The sequence below is a fragment of the Paenibacillus piri genome (assembly GCF_004354045.1).
Taxonomy (GTDB): domain Bacteria; phylum Bacillota; class Bacilli; order Paenibacillales; family NBRC-103111; genus Paenibacillus_S; species Paenibacillus_S piri.
On sequence record NZ_SMRT01000018.1, the window covers coordinates 127323 to 146805 of the forward strand.

The 19483-nt window shown below is 48.8% G+C and carries 18 protein-coding genes; 5 read left to right on the forward strand and 13 right to left on the reverse strand.

Annotation, left to right across the window (positions count from 1 at the left end):
• Nucleotides 1–30: 30 nt before the first annotated feature.
• The 4 genes from E1757_RS28500 to E1757_RS28515 form a co-directional block, all read right to left on the reverse strand.
• On the reverse strand, nucleotides 31–1209 hold the full coding sequence (locus tag E1757_RS28500) for a NupC/NupG family nucleoside CNT transporter (protein WP_133234604.1): 1179 nt from the start codon (nucleotides 1207–1209) through the stop codon (nucleotides 31–33).
• 87 nt (nucleotides 1210–1296) lie between these two features.
• The gene (locus E1757_RS28505) at nucleotides 1297–1692 is read right to left on the reverse strand and encodes a cytidine deaminase (protein ID WP_342774605.1); all 396 of its coding nucleotides are present in this window, start codon (nucleotides 1690–1692) and stop codon (nucleotides 1297–1299) included.
• 25 nt (nucleotides 1693–1717) lie between these two features.
• Nucleotides 1718–2383 (reverse strand): deoxyribose-phosphate aldolase, encoded by a 666-nt coding sequence (gene deoC, locus E1757_RS28510; RefSeq protein ID WP_133234608.1) that lies wholly within the window; start codon nucleotides 2381–2383, stop codon nucleotides 1718–1720.
• Nucleotides 2384–2617: 234 nt separating this feature from the next.
• Nucleotides 2618–3559, reverse strand: coding sequence for a DNA-binding transcriptional repressor DeoR (locus tag E1757_RS28515; RefSeq protein WP_133234610.1), 942 nt, complete (start codon nucleotides 3557–3559; stop codon nucleotides 2618–2620).
• Nucleotides 3560–3956: 397 nt separating this feature from the next.
• Between E1757_RS28515 and E1757_RS28520 the strand changes: the two genes are divergently transcribed.
• The 5 genes from E1757_RS28520 (at nucleotide 3957) to E1757_RS28540 (ending at nucleotide 8673) form a co-directional block, all read left to right on the forward strand.
• Nucleotides 3957–4985, forward strand: a complete 1029-nt coding sequence (locus tag E1757_RS28520; RefSeq protein WP_133234612.1) for a mannose-1-phosphate guanylyltransferase — start codon at nucleotides 3957–3959, stop codon at nucleotides 4983–4985.
• A gap of 78 nt (nucleotides 4986–5063) precedes the next feature.
• Nucleotides 5064–5858, forward strand: a complete 795-nt coding sequence (locus E1757_RS28525) for a DUF6492 family protein (RefSeq protein ID WP_425464867.1) — start codon at nucleotides 5064–5066, stop codon at nucleotides 5856–5858.
• Nucleotides 5859–6008: 150 nt separating this feature from the next.
• Nucleotides 6009–6818 carry a YheC/YheD family protein gene (locus E1757_RS28530; protein WP_133234616.1) on the forward strand — a complete coding sequence of 270 codons (810 nt, stop codon included), beginning with the start codon at nucleotides 6009–6011 and terminating at the stop codon, nucleotides 6816–6818.
• Between the two features lie 673 nt (nucleotides 6819–7491).
• The gene (locus E1757_RS28535; RefSeq protein WP_133234618.1) at nucleotides 7492–8136 is read left to right on the forward strand and encodes a TetR/AcrR family transcriptional regulator; all 645 of its coding nucleotides are present in this window, start codon (nucleotides 7492–7494) and stop codon (nucleotides 8134–8136) included.
• Nucleotides 8137–8202: 66 nt separating this feature from the next.
• Nucleotides 8203–8673 carry a DUF2306 domain-containing protein gene (locus E1757_RS28540; RefSeq protein ID WP_133234620.1) on the forward strand — a complete coding sequence of 157 codons (471 nt, stop codon included), beginning with the start codon at nucleotides 8203–8205 and terminating at the stop codon, nucleotides 8671–8673.
• A 528-nt stretch (nucleotides 8674–9201) separates the two neighbouring features.
• Here the strand turns inward: E1757_RS28540 and E1757_RS28545 are convergent.
• The 9 genes from E1757_RS28545 to E1757_RS28585 form a co-directional block, all read right to left on the reverse strand.
• Nucleotides 9202–10182: a phosphotransferase gene (locus E1757_RS28545; protein ID WP_133234622.1), complete on the reverse strand. Its 981-nt coding sequence runs from the start codon at nucleotides 10180–10182 to the stop codon at nucleotides 9202–9204.
• 351 nt (nucleotides 10183–10533) lie between these two features.
• Entirely contained in the window at nucleotides 10534–11502 is a 969-nt protein-coding gene (locus E1757_RS28550; RefSeq protein ID WP_133234624.1) for an NAD(P)-dependent alcohol dehydrogenase, read from the reverse strand.
• A 345-nt stretch (nucleotides 11503–11847) separates the two neighbouring features.
• Entirely contained in the window at nucleotides 11848–12741 is an 894-nt protein-coding gene (locus tag E1757_RS28555) for a sugar phosphate isomerase/epimerase family protein (protein WP_133234626.1), read from the reverse strand.
• Between the two features lie 529 nt (nucleotides 12742–13270).
• A complete protein-coding gene (locus tag E1757_RS28560) occupies nucleotides 13271–13735 on the reverse strand; it encodes a RidA family protein (RefSeq protein WP_133234628.1) in 465 nt (154 codons plus the stop codon).
• Between the two features lie 31 nt (nucleotides 13736–13766).
• Entirely contained in the window at nucleotides 13767–15386 is a 1620-nt protein-coding gene (locus tag E1757_RS28565; RefSeq protein WP_133234630.1) for an N-acyl-D-amino-acid deacylase family protein, read from the reverse strand.
• Nucleotides 15387–15471: 85 nt separating this feature from the next.
• Nucleotides 15472–16560, reverse strand: a complete 1089-nt coding sequence (locus tag E1757_RS28570; RefSeq protein WP_133234632.1) for an alanine racemase — start codon at nucleotides 16558–16560, stop codon at nucleotides 15472–15474.
• 24 nt (nucleotides 16561–16584) lie between these two features.
• A complete protein-coding gene (locus E1757_RS28575) occupies nucleotides 16585–17430 on the reverse strand; it encodes a sugar phosphate isomerase/epimerase family protein (protein ID WP_133234634.1) in 846 nt (281 codons plus the stop codon).
• 28 nt (nucleotides 17431–17458) lie between these two features.
• A complete protein-coding gene (locus E1757_RS28580) occupies nucleotides 17459–18334 on the reverse strand; it encodes a sugar phosphate isomerase/epimerase family protein (RefSeq protein WP_133234636.1) in 876 nt (291 codons plus the stop codon).
• A gap of 30 nt (nucleotides 18335–18364) precedes the next feature.
• Entirely contained in the window at nucleotides 18365–19432 is a 1068-nt protein-coding gene (locus E1757_RS28585) for a Gfo/Idh/MocA family protein (RefSeq protein ID WP_133234638.1), read from the reverse strand.
• Nucleotides 19433–19483: the final 51 nt, after the last annotated feature.

Below are 19483 nucleotides of genomic sequence, written 5' to 3' on the forward strand. Positions count from 1 at the left end.
TTCAACGGCTCCTTTGTGTTCTAATCTAGATTATAAAAACAATCCTGCGACCGTAGCCGAAAGCACGCTGACCATAGTTGCTCCGTATAACAGCTTCAGTCCAAAACGAGCTACAACGTTTCCTTGTTTTTCATGAAGCCCTTTTACAGCACCGGAGATAATGCCGATAGACGAGAAGTTCGCAAATGATACAAGGAATACCGACACGATACCAACCGTCCGCGCTGACAATCCGGTATGCTTGCCAAGATCGAGCATAGCTACAAATTCGTTCGAAACCATCTTGGTGGCCATAATGCTTCCTGCCTCAACAGCTTCTTTCCATGGTATCCCCATCATGAAGGCAAACGGAGCAAAGATATAGCCGAGCATCTCTTGGAACGAGATTCCGAAGATACCGCTAAAGATCCCGTTAATCATGGCAATAATGGCAACGAAACCTATAAGCATTGCAGCAACCGTGATCGCTACCTTGAAACCATCCATAATATATTCGCCCAGCATTTCAAAAAAAGACTGCTTTTCATCCTCTTGCACCTGAAGGATATCTTCTTCCTTCGAAACAACGTAGGGATTCAAAATCGAAGCAATAATAAATCCGCCGAACAGGTTTAATACGATCGCAGTAACTACGTATTTCGGATTGATCATTTGCATGTAGGCGCCAACAATGGACATGGATACAGTAGACATAGCGGAGGCACACAGTGTATATAGACGCTGCTTCGACAGCATGCCGATTTGTTTTTTCACCGAAATGAATACTTCGGATTGTCCTAGAATCGCGGAAGCTACAGCATTGTAGGATTCCAGTTTACCCATACCGTTTACTTTACTCAATACAAGACCGATATATTTAATGATGAAAGGCAAGATTTTGGTGTACTGCAGGATACCGATCAGAGCTGAAATAAAAATGATCGGCAGCAGCACATTCAAGAAGAAAGGGAGTTGTCCTTCATTAGCAATACCGCCGAACACAAAGTTGACGCCCTCCCCTGCATACGACAGAAGCTTCTCGAATATCGACGCAAAGCCGCCTATGAGGAATTCGCCGACACTTGTATTCAGCAGGGCAAAAGCAAGCAGCGTTTGCAAAACAACCATTATAAACAACGGACGGTAACGAATATTGCGGCGGTCGTTACTTACTGCGTAGGTTAAAACGAATACTACCAGCACGCCTAAAACAGCAATCAAATATCTCATGATGTCATCCTCCAATGTTATTGTAATTTTAAGTATGCCTAACTTAAGCGCTTACAACACCATCGTAAGAAGAAAAATCCTGACGGATTATTTCTTCTTCATGTCGTCAGCTTGAAACGCACCCGGTAACAGCTGGGCCATCGTCCATTCTTCCGTGTTGCCATGAAGGTTCGTTAAATAAATGATGGTATTCTGATCGGAAAATTCCGCCAGCACTTGCCGGCAAGCTCCACAAGGTGATACGGCTCCTTCCGTATCCGCAACGACCGCAATAGCTTCGATCATCGTATGCCCTTCTGAAACCGCCTTGAATACGGCAGTACGCTCCGCACAGTTCGTCAGACCGTAGGAAGCATTCTCAATATTGCATCCGCGATAGATCTTCCCGTCCGTCAGCAAAGCAGCTCCCACCTGGAAATGGGAATAAGGCGAGTATGCTTGCTTGCGGGCTTCGATTGCTTCTTGAATAAGCTGCTCTTTCATCCTTCGTCCTCCTTGATCTGGAGTTTTAATAAGAAGTCTCGGATTGGCCGCCTTCCATAATTTTAGCACCAGAGCTTGCACCAATCCGGTTAGCTCCCGCTGCGATCATTTTCTTCATATCTTCCAGGCTGCGAACGCCTCCGGACGCCTTCACGCCGACATGTTCCCCAACGGTTTTGCGCATTAACGCGACATCTTCCGGTGTTGCTCCGCCTGTCGAGAAGCCTGTCGAGGTTTTTACAAAGTCTGCACCGGCTTTAACCGACAGCTCGCATGCACGTGTTTTTTCTTCATCGGTTAGAAGGCTGGTTTCAATAATAACTTTAACAATCGCCTTCCCTTTGGTTGCATCGACTACCGCTTGAATATCCTGTTCGACGAATTCATTATTTCCATCCTTCAAAGCGCCGATGTTAATGACCATGTCCACTTCTGTGGCTCCGTTAGCAAGCGCATCCTTCGCTTCAAATGCCTTAACGGCAGGCGTTGTTGCTCCAAGTGGAAATCCAATAACCGTACATACCTTAACGCCTGTCCCGGACAGCTGCTCAGCTGAGTAAGCAACCCATATAGGATTGACGCATACCGATGCGAATTTATATTTCTTCGCTTTTTCCGTCAGTTCGGTAATTTCCGCTTTGGTCGCATCCGCTCGCAGCAACGTGTGGTCAATCATTCCGGCTAGATCCATGCAGATCACTCCTTATATTTTGTCTAGAATTCGTATTTTATTAATTTATTAATTCATTGTGAATGACTTCATAGGTATCATAGCACGAATTTGAACAATTGTAAAACTCAGTTTGAAATTATGTTCATGGAAACTTTGGTATAATATAGATACCCAACAATGCACGAATATAATCATATTTATGACAACAAAAAACCTACCGTATTTCTACAGTAGGCCTTCGTTTGATATTTATCAGTTCTGTCTTAATAAAGCTTGCGCCGTATATTGATCCGTTACCAAAATATTAGCGTATTTACCGGTCAGTGCCGCCCGAATCGCTTCGATCTTCCTTTGTCCTCCGGCCACGAGAATCGACTTCTCTTTCTTTCGAAGATCAGGAAGATCAATCCCGACCGTCCTATTATTGATTTCATCAACGCATATATTTCCTTGCGCATCAAAAAATCGGGAGCAAATATCCCCCGCACCTGTCCGTTGAAGACGTTCCTGCTCTTCTTGATTAAAATAGCCCAGACGGAACAATAGAGCGTCTTCCTTCACTGTGCCTACCGTAAAAACGGCAATATTGGCTTGCCTGCCCAGTTGAATAATGCGTTGAATGTGACGGTCCTTTTCTACCATTTCCTTGACAGTAATGCTATCAAAGATAACCGGAAGCGGCAAATACCTTGCAGCCGTATGAAAAGCTTCCGCAAACAAATTAACCGTTTCTGCGGCATATGTATTGACATGGGAATGGCTGACTCCGCCCTTCAACTGGACGACCTCGACGCCTTTCACCTGCTTCGGCTCCAGCTGCCGGGCTACCGAATACATGGTGGTTCCCCAGGTAACGCCTATAATATCGCCGTCTTGTACTATATCTTGAAGATATTCGGCCGCTTTTCTGCTAATATGCTTTTGAATTTCTTGATACTCATTAAGCGGTGAATAGCAGACCAGAACGGTATCCAGCATATACTTTTTTTTGAGCTCAAGACCTAAAGCATCCAAATCCTCGAGCGGATCGACAATATCGATGCGAACGTAACCTTGCTCTTTGGCAAACTGAAGCATTCTGGAGACCGTCGGACGTGAAACCCCGAGCCTCTGTGCAATATCCTGCTGGCTGTAATCGGATAAATAATATAGCCTTGCCGCTTCTATGCTTAACCTCTGCTTTTCAGCATCCATGACTTCCAACCCACTTGTCTAATATTTTTCGTCAGATGGTCCCTTCTCCATATTATAATCTTCATGATGGGAAGTACAAGCGAATCTTGGCTTTTTTTATTTTCCTTGATCTTCTTCTACAGGTGGGAGATGAATCGGCGGTTTGAGATGTACTGGATTAAGTTCCCCTTTTTACAGTTTGCCATTCACAGCTGATCACTGAATCCTTTTTTGCGTTTCCCCGGCATGACCAGAATAAAAGTGAGTGGTCGATTTTGGGAATATGTACTTCTAGCAACAATTCGGCGCCCTTACCTTCGTCTTGCCGCCCATTGTACGTCTGCCGTTTCCAGAGGCTTGAAACATGCATACAATGATAAAAATACGGTCAGTCTTTTGTCATTAGGAGGTGCATTCCTTGAAAATCGTCATTATGGCGGGGGGAAAAGGAACCCGTTTTTGGCCACGAAGCAACGACGATTTGCCCAAGCAGTTCCTGCCGTTCCTGTCCGAGCAAACTTTGATTCAAGAGACGGCGAACCGCTTTCGCGATTTCGTGCCCGCTTCTCGCCTCTTTATCGCGCTGCCCCGGCACTACTTGCCTCTGTTGAAAGAACAGTTGCCCGATTTTTCGCCGAATCAGCTGATCGTCGAGCCCCGGCAGAATGATACCGCCGCTTGCATCGCATTGACCGTCTTTCGCTTCCTTCAAACCGGAGACGACGAACCGGTGGCGTTCGTTCCTTCAGATCAATATATTGCTGACAAGGAGGCCTTCCTTGCAGCCGTCTCCGCAGCAGCGGATGTTGCTTTGTTGCCCGATGCCATCGTAACGCTCGGCGTCCGGCCCAACCGAGCCGAGCCCGGCTTCGGATATTTGTCCACCACGCCCGACCCGGATGCCGGCCAGGCAAGCTCCGTAAGCGGAATACTCCGGGTCGCCCGTTTTTTGGAGAAACCGGACGAGAAACGGGCCCAACAACTCATGAACGAACCCGGCATCTACTGGAACAGCGGCATCCTTGTCTGCCGACCGGAGACCATGGCCCGCTGCATCCAATCCTGCGAGCCGGCGATTTGGAACCCCCTGCTTCAAAACCCGTCAGACCCGGATGCCGCATACGCCGACATGCCTCGGCTTTCCATCGATTATGCCGTTCTGGAGAAAGCAAAGACGATCTACTGCTTGCCGGTAAATTGCGGATGGGACGATATCGGTTCCTGGGGCTCTCTGCTGCGACACCTGCCAGCGGATCCGAGCGGGAACGTCATCCAGGGCGAGGTCGATCTGATGGATGCAGCCCGAAATCTCGTATTTGTGGATGACCGGAAGGCGGTCATTATCGGGGTTAGCGACCTTATCGTCACCCTGACTTCCAATGGATTGCTCATCTGCCCTAAATCCGAGGAGCCATGGTTGAAAAAATGGCTGTCGACGGGAAAGTAAGGGGCGAAAGTCCCAACCCAAAACGATCGGCGCAGCATATTCTGATGATAACCGACTATGAAAAGGAGCAGATTCTCATTGGCATCTAACTCTGATATCAAAATCGACGTCGTCATTCCGGCCATCGACAAAGATTTGGGCACGCTTCCCTATGTGATCGACAGTGTAAGAAAATACGTGCGGCATCCCATCGGCCGGATTTTCGTCGTGGCGCCGGACAGCCCCAAAATCAAAGCCGTCTGCCATCGCAAAGGCTGTGCCTTCATTCATGAAAGTACGGTTCTCCCCCTGCGAAAAAAACAGATCTCGTACCGTTCCAAAAGATGGGAGAGATCCGGCTGGTTATACCAGCAGCTGTTGAAGCTCGGCAGCAGTTCCGTTGCGAGACAGCGGCATTTCTTGGTTGTCGACGCCGATACTGTGTTGATCCGGCCGCACCGGTTCTACGCCGACGGCAAGCAACTGTTCTATTGCCGAAACTGGAGCCAGCCTGAATATTTCGTCACCTATCGCAAGCTGCTCGGAAGAAAAGCCCCACGTCCCCGTTCTTTCGTGACGCACTACATGTTGTTCGACAAAAAGAAGCTGCGGTCGCTCAAGAACAAAATCGAAGCGAGGCACGGAATGAAGTGGTTTAAAGCCATTCTGAAAAGCGTCAACCGAAAAAAGCAGTTCGGATTTTCTGAATTTGAGACGTATGGAAATTACGTTTATTCCGTTAACGCCGGGAAAGTTCGACTCAAAAGCGCGCTTAACAAAAGTCTGTCGACCAACCCATCCGCTCTGTCGGGGTCTGCCGTCGGCAAGCTGGCCCAGCGCTACCGATCGCTGTCTTTTCACAAAAGAAAGAGTTACGCTCGAAGCGCAAAGTAGCCGGATAAGCCATACGCGAATTAAGCTGGCTTCAATCTCGCAGATGAAGCCGGCTTTCGTTTATGCCCAAATTTCATCGCCATCTCCACATTTGCCTGAATCAGGCGGGATAGAGGTCGGCATATATTACATGGCAGGAGGTGTCGAAGCTTGAAAATATCCGCTCGAAAGTACGTTTTAAGCAAATGGCTGAAAACAAAGGCCATTTTGAAAGACCCGAAAGTCCGCGTGCTGGTGCCGGAAACCCGCAGAATGAATGAAAAATCGCTTCGCGAGATGCTTCGCCGCTATTCCATGGTTTACATCAAACCGGAAGCGGGCTCTTACGGCAATGGAGTTATGCGCATAGAACAAGGCAACGGCTCCTTTTCGTATCAGAATAAAGAAAAGAAGCGCGTGTTCGATTCGTTCCATTCCATGTATCAGTCTATCGTTCGCAACAAACGCAAACGCCCTTATTTGGTTCAGAAAGGAATCCATCTCTTGAAATACAAGGGCCGCCGGTTCGATATCCGCGTTATGGTCCAACGCAATCGCAAGCGCGCTTGGGAGATGACCGCCATGATCGGGCGGGTCGCTCACCCGAGGAAGATCGTGACGAATTACCATAGCGGCGGCAAACCGACGGAAGTTCGGACGTTGCTGAAGCCTTTTACTTCCGGAGAGAACCTGTCCAACATCGAGAAGACTCTTTCCAAAGCCGGATATGACGCTGCCAAAGCTCTCAGCCGCACATATCCCGGACTCAACATGGTCGGCGCGGATATTGGCCTGGACCACCGACTGCGCCCTTGGATCATCGAGCTGAACACGAATCCAGACCCTTATATATTCCGGCACTTGGCCAACAAGAGCATCGCCCGCAAAGTGCTAAATTACGCCAGAGCCTTGAAGCGAATCCCTCTGGCCAAGTCCAAGCCGAAGCGGTATAGCAAGCGATCCCTTTCCCGAAATAGTTGACTGCGGCTTGTTAGCCTTTCGCTTCAAATAAGCCTTTACAGCGATAGCAGACCGATCTACAAAGCCGCTACCGAAGTGGCTGCACTGTTAGAGTTGGGTCGATTTGAAGGTAACTGGGAAAGCAAGTACCCGCTCATTATCAAATCATGGCACAAAACTGGGGGCAGATCCTGCCGCAGCTCACAGTGTATTTCCGGAACGCGTCCAAGTACGCTAAAATCAGCTTTATATGGAGGGGTGGGCATGATAGGCTGATTGCCTTGGCGATACCCGATTTTCGGGAATCGCCGCATCGACGACCATCATGCCCACAGAGGCTCCATGTCAAGCCACGGCGCCGCAGTCTGGTAGATCGATTTCCAACTCGATAATACCTTGTATAGTTCTTCGGCCAATTCGTTGCCCTACTAGAACGCCGCGGACGACACCTTTGATTGTTGCCACTGTACTCCAATATATCTCATCATGGATTTTGATTGAAATCGATCGTATATTTTTCATTCCGTAAAAAGAAAAGTTTTCATGCATAGCAGATAATAATTCCAAATAGTCCCTTAATGACTTGTGATACGGTTCTCTTGGCAGTCTGTTACGGCAATTATTAATTGAGCTTGCATTTAAAGGGAAAAATTGTTTAAATTAAATAAACACTGTTCACTTATTGGGGGAGCTTATGCCGAAGGAGTATGTAAAAAAGGAAGGAGGACATCGCAAAATCGGCAGACGTCGGCGCGGTGAGCAGAAGGAAGAGCTTCGGCTCCTTATTCTACAAACTGCGAGCCAAATGTTTCTGGAGCTTGGATACAAGGATTTCTCAATGCGAAAACTGGCAGAACGGATCGGTTACTCTGCAGCAACCTTATATTTGTATTATCGTAACAAGGATGATTTGTTGTTTACTGTCGTAGATGATGCCTTTGTGCGATTTCAACGCCAACTAACCAGCGCAGCTGAAAGCAGCGATGACCCTTGGGAGCGACTCGACCGTCTGGGCGAAGCTTATGTCCTCTTCGGATTGAACAATCCCGTCTATTACCAGCTAATGTTCATGTGGAGGATCGATTATTTATTGGAGTCTCGACATGAGGAAGAAGTACCAAGGATTCACGCTTTCCAAGTACTCGTCGATACCGTGCGATATGCCATTGATCAGGGAGCCATGCAGCCAGGTGACCCTAAAGATTACAGTGATATCCTGTGGGCGGTGATGCATGGAATTGTTGTATTGGCGATACAAATACCCATGTTTGATGAAGATCGCACTATGAAACTCACAGCACATGCAAAGCAGATGATTTACAAGGCCTTTCATCAATAGGCCTGTTTTTAAGTCGTTAACTGAACACTGTTCATTAAATTTCAATTTGAGGGGGTGAAAATTTAGATGTCGATTTATTCACTTTTACTCATTGCTCATATTGCCGCTGGGACGATATGCTTGCTTTCCGGGGCTTGTGCCATTTTCGTCCGAAAACAAAAAGGTCTCCATACTGTTCTTGGCGAGACTTATCATATCCACTATATTTTTGTATTCCTTACTGCTGTCATTATGTCCATGATGAAATGGTCTGAATTGCAATATCTTTTTTACATTGCCTTATTTTCCTACGCGCAGGCCCTCTATGGTTATTTAGCACGGAAACTGCGTTGGTCCAACTGGTTGAGTAAACATATTATCGGTATGCTTGGTTCGTACATCGGAATCATTACTGCGGTACTTGTTGTGAACGGTGAGCCCGTCACTGCACTTACGGGTATTCCGAAGTTGTCTCTTTGGTTTATTCCAACCATTATCGGAAGTCCACTCATTTTCTTTACCACGAGGCGATTCAGACGTCCTCCCAGGAAGATTTAGCTTAAAAAAACTTGCCGTTGCTTATGATACGGTTAAGCATGTTACAAGTTAACTCTTCTGCCCGATCGTTCAACAAGCTGCAGCAGCTTGTGTATGATACTATCGTATCCCATTAGCTTAACGTCACATTTTTGCTATTACCTCTTTGAGAAAAGTTTGCGAATGTATTGAATAAAAACGGATGTTAAAATCCATATAACAACTCCAATAATGCTAATGTTGTATTCATTTGTTCGGATAGTAAATATCTTTAAGACATCAATATCAAATAGGTACCCGATGAATATATATATCAATAAAACTGCTATAGCTGTTAAATAGTTTGCGTTCCTAGAGTTCATGTTACAGATCCCTTCCCTATTAATCATAAAACCAAGTCACTTGTTTGAACTAAACTACCGATAGCGGGGAAAGGCTTCCGAGCGTCCGCATCAGCATCGTGGCATTGTTAGTGAACTATCGTTCTCCGTTAGCTTAACGAATAATAGTAAATTATTTAAATTATTTCATATAATTGATTCATAGTAACTAAATATTTCCTAATAAAGCGGACATATTTTTGTGATTTTCAGCAAGCCAAAGCATTTCCTTTGCGAAGCGAGCGGGCGGTACACTATGTTGATCCATGTTAGCATTTATCCACCATGTGCTTTCCATATACCACAACAACCTTAATGAATTTGTTAAGTAACCCTTTACCACGGTGCGTTCTTCGCTGTACCCTTCAATAAATGCTGAGGCAAGGGAGACATCTAAATTATCATCTAACGCACATGATATAACAGCACGAGCAACATCAAGCTGCGGATAGTCATATCTTAGCCGATCAAAATCAAGAATTGCAGTTAATCGATTATCATTAAATAAAAGATTATCGATCCAAAGGTCACGATGAGCCCACCCTAATTGAAGTAATTCGAGTATTTCTATATTTATATCTTCAGTTGCTCTACGTTGAGTTTCTATATCAGCAAGCAACTGAGTTTTACCAGCTTCCTTTGCCTGTTCCCAAACTGAGTTCCAATGTGCTAAACGCTCCTCACGGCTTGGAGGAATAAATTGTGGGCTTTTTTTAATACTAAGTGTTCCATCATTTAACAATCGATGCATTTTTCCTGTTGCTCGACCTAAATCGTATATTTGATGTATATTAGTTTTACCTGGTGGAATTAGTTTGCCCTGACAATATTCCATCACCATGAAGCGCTCTCCATTATCAGTTTCAAGCAAAATACTTTCATTATGTGATAGCAACTTGGGACACGCAAGACCTTGGTCAAATAGTCTAGCCTGTTGGGAGAATGCAAACAATAGCGCCTCTGGATTATTCAATCTTCTTTTATTGTATTGTTTAAGTAAAAATCGACCTGAATCAGTTGTAACTTTCCATTTTAAGTTTAACCAACCTCGTTTTATTGGAGTAGATTCAAGTACATTTAAATTGAAGAGGCGATGGATTGTTTTTATTAGATCATCTCGGATCATTTCTTCTGATAACATTGTCTCCATTTGACCAACTCCTAAATTTACACTACATAAGTTTATATTCCTCGTAGGGTCCTTTGTAACCTCTCTGCTAAATCTATGTTTTACGTTATCCTGCCCGAGCGGATTATGAGGCCGCCCGATCAATTCCGCGGCGGCCCCATGATGTTTATTTCGCTATCGTTACCCGTTAATCACATAAGTTTATTATAGTGGAAGCTATTGGGATATTCACAATACGAGGGTTTGTCGCATTCTGACCAGAACGTTCGACTTACACCCGATTTTCGAGTTTTTAGCAAATAGTCAGGAAATTAGTTAGTTGAAAGCACGATAAGCTTTAATTTATATCGGTAAGTACCCATTCACATCATATCAATCTTGCCGAACGGTTAAAACCACGTTGCCTTTTTTATGACCCTGCTCCACATAGTGGTGAGCTTCCGCCGCTTGCTCCAGCATATAACGGCGGTCAATGACCGAACGCAGCATGCCAGTCTCGATCAGTTCCTTAAGATACATCAAGTCCTCCGCATTTTCCTTCGTTGCTCCGCCAATCACCTTCTTGCCGCTTGTAAAGTTGATCAATAACCCTCGAACGATCGACAGAGGGCTTATATGGACCGCTCGCAGGTAGAAGCCGACAGGTGTCAGACGTTTGATACAAGCGCTAAATGGACTTTTCCCGACCGTGTCGAAAATGATATCGTAGACAGGACCGTCATCCGCGAACTGCTCTCTCGTATAATCGATGACCCAGTCGGCACCCAACGATCTAACCAACTCCACATTCGACGTGCTGCATAATCCGGTCACTTCCGCGCCGAAATGCTTAGCTAGCTGCACAGCATACGTCCCGACGCTGCCGGAAGCGCCATAGACGAACACGCGACTGCCACGACGGATGTTGCCCTTCCGGAGAAATTGCAAAGCAGTATAGGCGCCGACTGGAACCGCGGCTGCCTCCTCGAATGTCATGTTCGCCGGCTTGATTGCGACGCCGCCGTTCTCAGGCAAACACTTGTATTCAGCATACGCTCCAAAGCCGGTTCCGCAGGCGGCATAGACGGCATCCCCCGGTTTGAATCGAGTAACGGCTCTACCCGTCGATTCAACCACGCCCGCCAGTTCGAATCCGAGAATTTTGATTCGTTTCGGTCTCCACAGACCGTTGAACAACCGAGCCAGGAAAGGATCTGCCTTACGTAAGCGCCAATCCCCAGCAGCGGCGGTTGAAGCATAGACCTTGATCAATATCTCGTCGTCCTTCGGTACCGGTTTGGCGACCTCCTTCAGCTGCAGTACATTCGGCGGCCCGTAACGTTCATATACAATCGCTTTCATCCCTTACCTCCTCAATACATCTTCCTTATCCTTCCATTTATACGATGTAATTCGAGGCAAGTTCCACTACAATTCATGTTGGCAGCGTGTAAGGCAATTGCTTTGGCGAACAGCGCCACTAAAGTTGGGTTATGTCGACTCCGTATGGAATACCAGATTATTTTGCCGTATATTTGGAGATTATTCGTTAAGCAAATCTGACCGTTCGCGCAACGCGGCTGCCGATACATGCTGGCAACCGCGTCTTATCTTCTTTTCCGATAGCGTACTACATTCTAATTTCAAATGATCTTGAAGTCCTTTATCTTTTATATGATGATTTTTAAAAACATTTTGATATGTAGCTCAAAGAACTGTCACTCTTACTTTGTCTTCTTCCCAAAATCGGCGTAAATTGTCCATGCCAATCTTTGAGCCGAGCCTGCACTCTTCCATTCCTTCAAACTCGATGGTCGCATACCCGTTGTAGCCTGACTCTTTGATTAGTTTAACGACTCTGCGAATGTCGATATCCCCGTGACCGATAATGGCGCCTCTCAAATAATTGCCATGAGCCGTTCTGAACCAATCTCCGCCTCCCGGAGGCTGATCGTACGGACGAAAATAAAAATCTTTAAAATGAATTAACGAGGCATAAGGCAAATTTTTCTTAACCCCAATAATGGACGATTCATCCACGCACATGAAATTGCCGACATCTAACGTAGTCTTGAAGTTGGGCCGGTCTACAGCCAACAGCACGCGCTGTACACGGTCACTCGCTTGGACGCTAAAACCGTGATTTTCAATGGTAGTTGTAATCCCGTATCGAGCCGCATAATCGGCGATTAGCCTGCTGCCCTGCACGATATGCGGAAGGCTATTTTCAAACCAACCGATTGTCATCTGTTCCGGCCTAATCGTAAAGGCCGTCACATCATGCCGCATATGCTTCATGCCCAAACGGGCCACCAGATCGACATGCTGCTTGACTCGTGCAACTTCCGCCTCAAAAGCCTCCTCCGTACCTTGAACGAAATTGGCCGGCATCGAATAGTTGGACAGTTCGATTCCCACCGATTTTGCTCTCTCGCGGACGGAATCCGCCAGTTCCGGATTGTCCACCAGTGTAAACCCGTAGGGGACGATTTCCATATGCTCCCCACCGTTGTCTGCAATCCACTGAATCACGTCAAGTACGGACATTTCTCCAGCTTTAATGGCAGGAAGCAAGCTGTACGTGCTCAAACCGATTTTCATGTCACACGATCCTCCTTCTACATTTTAAAAATCTCCAATTTCTCCATGAGATGAAATTCATATTTCCGGCTGTTAACCTAACATCAATCATCTCTCCATGTCCATGCTATATTCTTATTTCTATTAGGGTTTAAAAATTATAGCCCATTTAAATGTAAATTCGATATGTAAATGGGAAAACCCTTCCATTTATCCTATGTAATATTATAGCCTTTAGCTTAATGAGGCCGCCCGATCTATCCCGAGGCGGCCTCATGATGTTTGTGTTGAGCTAGGGATATTGAAGTCTATGCACACCCCCTATTTTTCGCCGTCACTTATGGTATGGTTCAGCTTAACCGATCTATCGGCGAAAAATGCGCCGCGGTGCATAACTGTTATCCTTTTATCCAAGGTCTATGGATCAGAATTATATTATAAAAACGAAAAGCCGCCGAAGTAATCGACGACGGCTTATTTGCTGGTGATTCAACTATCGTTTCCGTAAGTGCACCTGCCTCTTCTTATCATCTTACGAACCGGCGACTTCCTAATCCCGGATTTCAACGATCAGTTCGATTTCAACCGGTGTGTGGAACGGCAAATCGCTGGTGCCAATGGCGGAACGCGCATGCCTGCCGTTTTCGCCAAACACTTCAATCAACAGGTTCGAAGCTCCATTCATTACATAAGGCTGGTCTCCGAAACCCGGCGCGCTGTTCACAAAGCCGAGCAGCTTTACGATTTTTACGACACGGTCCAGATCGCCGAGGTAATCTTTCATCACTGCCAGACAATTGATAATAACTTGACGGGCCGCTTCCTGTCCCTGCTCGATCGTGAGATCGCTGCCGACCTTGCCTTCATGCATCAGCACTCCGTTAATGCGGCAGTCCTGTCCGGATAAATAAAGCAAATTGTCGGTCCGGTTGCAGGGGATATAGGCAAAACGCGGCTCTCCAACCGGAGGCAGCTCGATATTCAATTCTTTCAAACGGGTTTCAATGATGGACATGGTCAAATCTCCTTATCGTATCGAATTATTATTAATGATGATGATGTCCGTTGCCGCAGCAGTGAACGGCACGAATGAGCGTTCCTTCGCGCGCCTGCGTATGCTCCCCGTCATCCAGGGTCACCTTGCCGTTCACAATCACATGCGAGATGCCGTCCGGATACTGGCGCGGCTCTTGGAAGGTCGCGTTATCCTGAATGGTTTCCGGATCGAACAAAGCCAGATCCGCCGCATATCCCGGCAGGATTAGCCCGCGTTTGCCCAGCTTAAACCGCTGCACAGGGAAGGAGGTCACTTTGCGCACCGCCTGCTCCAGTGACAACGTTTTTTTCTCGCGCACATATCGTGAAAACAAGCGCGGGAAAGAGCCGTATAACCGCGGATGCGGCTTGCCGGTTTCGCAATGCAGGCTATCGGAGGCAATCAGCGATTTCTCCCAGCCTACAACCTGCTCGACATCGCTGTCGGCCATATGGAAGTAAACGATCGACACCTGTCCAGCTTCTTCCAGAAGTAAGTCCATCACGCAATCAACCGGATGCTGGCTGCGCTCTTCGCTAATTTCCTTAATCGATTTGCCTTCGAGACCGGCATTCTCGGGTCGGCGGACGGAGGAAACGACAACCGCCTCCCAGCCGGTAGAGCAGACGAGATTATCCCATTCGGTCTGTTCCCGGCCAAGCTCCTCCTTAACGCGCCGACGCAAGGACGGATCGCGGAAACGTTCCAGCGTGCTGCTGATGCCGCCCTCCAAAGTCCATGGCGGCAGCACGGTGGTGAGTGTGGTCGAGCCTGCGGAATACGGATAGACGTCGCAAGTAACGTCCAATCCCCGCGACCTGGCGTCTTCAATCAGCTCCAGCGCCTCCAGCGCTTTCCCCCAGTTGCGTTTACCGGCAGCCTTTAGATGACTGATATGCAGCGACACGCCGCTGACCTCGGCAATCCAGATCACCTCCTTGACGGAAGCGATCAGATTGTTGCCCTCCCCGCGGATATGCGTAGAGAAAAGTCCGTTATACTTGGGCAGCACCCGGCAAAGCTCCGCCAGCTCTTCCTTCGAGGTATAGCTGCCCGGGGCGTACAGCAGCCCGATCGAGAAGCCGATTGCACCCGCTAGTAGCCCTTCTTCCAGCAGCTGCTTCATGCGGTTCAGCTCGGCCGAAGTCGCCGGCCGGTTTTCGAAGCCCATAGCGGCAATGCGCAGTGCGCCATGAGCCACGTAAGTCGCCACATGCTCGGATGGGCGGGAACCGGCCAAATGCGCCATATACTCGCCGACAGTCTCCCACGGCCATTTCCAGCTTGTCGATCCCAGCACCGGCTGAATATACGTCTGCAGCATCTCTGCACGGCTTGGAATCAACGGCGCCGGAGCCAAGCCGCAGTTGCCGATGACTTCTGTTGTGACGCCTTGTCTAAGCTTGATTTCGCTATGCGGATAATCCAAAATCATAAGATCGGAATGACAATGCCCATCGATAAACCCGGGCGAGATAACGCGTTTTCGCGCGTCAATGACACGATGAGCTTCCACATCCAGCTGCCCGACGGCGGCGATAACACCGTCCGCCACCCCGACATCGCCGTAAAACCATGGATTCCCCGTCCCATCAACGATTTTACCATTTTTAACAATTAAGTCCAGCATTGAAGTTCAGTCTCCCCTTCCCTGGCGACATTCCTCTCATTCAGCCTGCCCATGATTTCCGTATTCCGCCAATCTCCGTCTACGTCTACTCCAGCATGCCGCGCGCCAATACCGGCACCTTCTCCGACTGCTCGCCATCAATAAAATAAAAGTAATTATGCAAATTTAATGTGCTGCAAATGTGGTTCGGAATAATCCGTACACGGTCGCCGACCTTCAGCGCATGATGGGGCTCCAGGCGGATGACGCCATGCTCTTCGGAAAGCCGTTCCAGCACAGCGTCCGGCGCTTCGAGAATATGGCCGAAGCCCTTCAACTGCAGCGGGCCCGTTCCCGGCTGAACATCGGTAGCAAACGTCTTGCTGCCGCCGTCAATGACGGCGTAATGCTCCGAAGGGCGGCTGATCACCGTCGCTTCAATGACGCCTGCGCAATCCTCCAGCGAACAAACGCCAAACGCGGCCTGCATCCGGTCGTAAAACACATAAGTTCCCGGACGGACTTCCGTCACCCCCTCCACTTGAGCGGCATATAAACCTGTCGGTGAAGAACCGACGCTCACATCGGCGATCGGAATACCTTCCGCCCGCATCAGCCCGGCAAGACGAACCATCAGCTCGCCTTCCTCCCGGCCCGCCCGCTCCAGGTCCATCGTCGGTTTGCCATCAAGCAGCGCCCCACGGAAAGTGAAGATTCCCGTCAGCTTCAGATGCGGGAGTGCATGAATCCGGCCGGCCAATGCGACAGCCTGGTCGTAGGGGATGCCCGTCCGCTGCAGCCCTGTGTCAATCTCCAGCCTTACTTGCAGCTCATGTCCGAGCCGCCCGGCCGCTTCCGACAGGCGGCGTGCCCCTTCATCGCTGTCGACGCCGACAACCAGTTGAATCTGCTGGCTGAGCTTCACCGCTCTTTCGATTTTGGAAGCCGCAATAAGCGGATAGGCTATAAAAATATTGTCAATGCCATGTGCCGCCATCACTTCGGCTTCTGAAACTTTGGCTACGGTAATACCTATGGCCCCGGCATCCAGCTGAGCTTTGGCGATAGATGGGGTCTTATGTGTTTTTATATGGGGCCGAAGGGTTACGCCGCGTTGCCGCACAGCTTCGGCCATCGTCTTGATATTGGCGTTCATCTTCGTAACATCGATTACAAGGCATGGAGTTTCCCGCATGTCCGATCTCCTCTGCTAATTGGTCTACTTGATTGACTCCAAAACTTGTTTGACATACTCTACCGACTGGATGGAGCCAAGCTTCTGCTCATCATTGCCTTCATACTCCACGGTTACCCAATCGGCATAACCGCCGGTATGCAGCTGTGACAACAGCCCCTTCACATCTACGCCGCCCTCTCCAAGCACTTTGCCTGCATACCGGCCGCCGCTCAGAGCGGTATAGGTTTCGCCTGCAAAGCCTTCCGGCACCCGCACAAAATCTTTGGCATGAACATGGGCAACAACGGGAAGCAAGGCAGACAGCGCGTTTGCCGGCTGCTCGTCAACAAGCAGGAAATTGCCCATGTCAAACGTGCTGCGCAGGGCCTCTGAATTCACATCCCGGATAATGTCCAGCACCTGTGCCGACTTTCCGGCAAACAAGCCGTGATTTTCAAGACAGAGCACTACTCCACGGCTTCCGGCATAATCCGCCGCCGCTTTCAAGCCTTCCACGATCCAGCCGCGCGCCGCTTCAAAATTAACCCCTTCCTGGCGGTTGCCTGAGAACACGCGCACCGTCTTCGCTCCGAATCCGGCTGCAATATCGACCGACTCCGTAATATGACGAAGCTGCTCGGCACGTCCGGACGCATCCGGCAAAGCAAAGTTGTTGCTTGCGCCTACGCAGGCAGCCTCAAGCCCTTCCTGTTGAAGCGCCTGCTCAATTTCATTCCGGCTCTCGACATCGGAGTACCAGAAGCGATGCAGCAGCTCAATCCCCTCGGCACGCGTATGTTGTCCGGCAAACCGGATGAAATCTATGTTTTTCCAGGTTTGATCATAAAAATATTTATGGCAGCTCCACACGCTTAAACTCGTCTTCACTTCAAATCCTCCTTTCCCGGCTTCATTATCATTTATATGCGCGTATAAATTGAACAGCCTTGCGGATATCTGCCTCCGGCTGTTCACCCACTTCTCTTTCAACGGTCAGATACCCGCCGTATTCAATTTCCTGTAAAGCCGCGAAATAGCGGTCGAAATCAACCCGGCCCTTCCCAAGCGGCACTTCGCGGAAGCTGTCGCCGCCAGCGGCCATTTGGGCGATATGCTCATGAGCCATCGGGTCAAAGCCAAGCGCGCCGTACACGATCCGCGGATCAACTTCACGCAGACGGATTCCGTCCTTCACATGGGTGTGGACGATATAATCCTTCAACAAATAGACTCCGTTGACGGGATCGTCCCCGGTCACCATGACCATGTTGGCCGGATCAAAATTGACGGACACGCCGTTTGTGCTGAGCGTATCCAGAAAAGCTTTGAGATGGGCGGCAGGCTCCGGCCCTGTTTCGATGGCAAAATAAGACCCCATGCTCTTCGCATATTGCCCCAGCTCCTCGCAGGCCGATTGCAGCGCATCGTAGACTTCACTGCCGGGATCGTCCGGGATAATACCGATGTGAGTCGTCACAACCTGGGTTCCAAGCTCGAGTGCAAGGTCCAGAATCCGCTTGGATGTCTCAATCTTCTCAGGATTGGCCTTGCGGTCCTGGAAACCGTGGCCGCCTAAATCGCCGCACAAGGCGGATACCTCCAGGCCTAAACCTTCAATATATTGTTTTAATTCGCGCCGGGCGGTTGCGTTCAAATTCTGCGGGTCCATTTCTCCGCTAACGGCATAGATCTGTACGCCGTCCGCTCCAACCTCACGCGCTTTCAGCAAACCTTCCCGGACGCCGATACCAAAGCTATCTACCATAACACCAACCTTATTCGTCAGCTTCATCAGACACCCTCCCTCTCTTAATTATAACGCTTACTTACCGTCAAACCGAATTTCTTGACCTAGAGCAGCCGATTCATAAACCGCGCACAGCATCTTCATCATTTCAACGCCGTCTTCCACCGGGCTAAGCGTCTCCAAACGGCCTAAGCAGGAGCCGGTAAAATGGTTGATTTCATTTTGAAAACCAGCGACAAAATCGAACGTCAGCTTATCGGCCTGCGGCAGCAAGTTGAGCATCATATCATGCTTCTCCGTAGCGATCTGCAGTTCCGGTTCGACCTGAGCACCGCCCTTGGTGCCATGTACCGAGATGGAAAGCTCGTTTTTAACCGCATGGAGAGTAAAGCTGACATCCACCATCAAGGAAGCGCCATTTTCAAACCGGATCAAGGCATTGGCCAAATCCTCGACATCATTGTTGGAAGCTTCGTAGTCTGCGGCCTGATAAAACGATAAATGCTTTACATTCGCCCGGTTACCCAGCTTGTTATAGGTATTGCCCGACACCGATACCACCTTCGGCCGCCCCATCAGATACCAGCACAAATCGATCACGTGTACGCCCAAATCGATCAAAGGACCGCCGCCAGACCGCTCCTTATCGGAAAACCAACCGCCAGGGTTGCCTAAACGCCGCAAACAACTGGCTTTGGCATAATAAATGTCGCCCAGGTCACCGGAGTCGATAAACTTGCGCAGCATCTGCGTCGTCTGGCCGTAACGGCGTACGAAGCCGACCTGGAATACCTTGCCGCTGCGGCGAACCGCCTCCTCAACCTGCAGCGCCTGCTCTACCGTCTGACAGAGCGGCTTTTCGCACAGCACATGCTTGCCCGCATCGAGCGCCGCAATGCTGAACTCGGCATGAGTATTGTTCCAGGTGCAGATGCTGACCGCCTCTACCTCGGTATTGGCCAACAGCTCGCGGACATCCGCATATACATGGGGAATCGCGTATTTGGCCGCTTTTTCCTCAGCACGCGCGCGGTTCATATCACATATTGCAACGAGTTCAACCTCCGGATTGTTTGCGTACAAATCCAGATGCATGGTGGAAATAGAGCCTGAGCCAATGACGCCAACTTTTAGTTTATTCACCGTTATTACGCCTCCTGGGAATGTATCGTATTTGAACCGTGTTGCATTCCT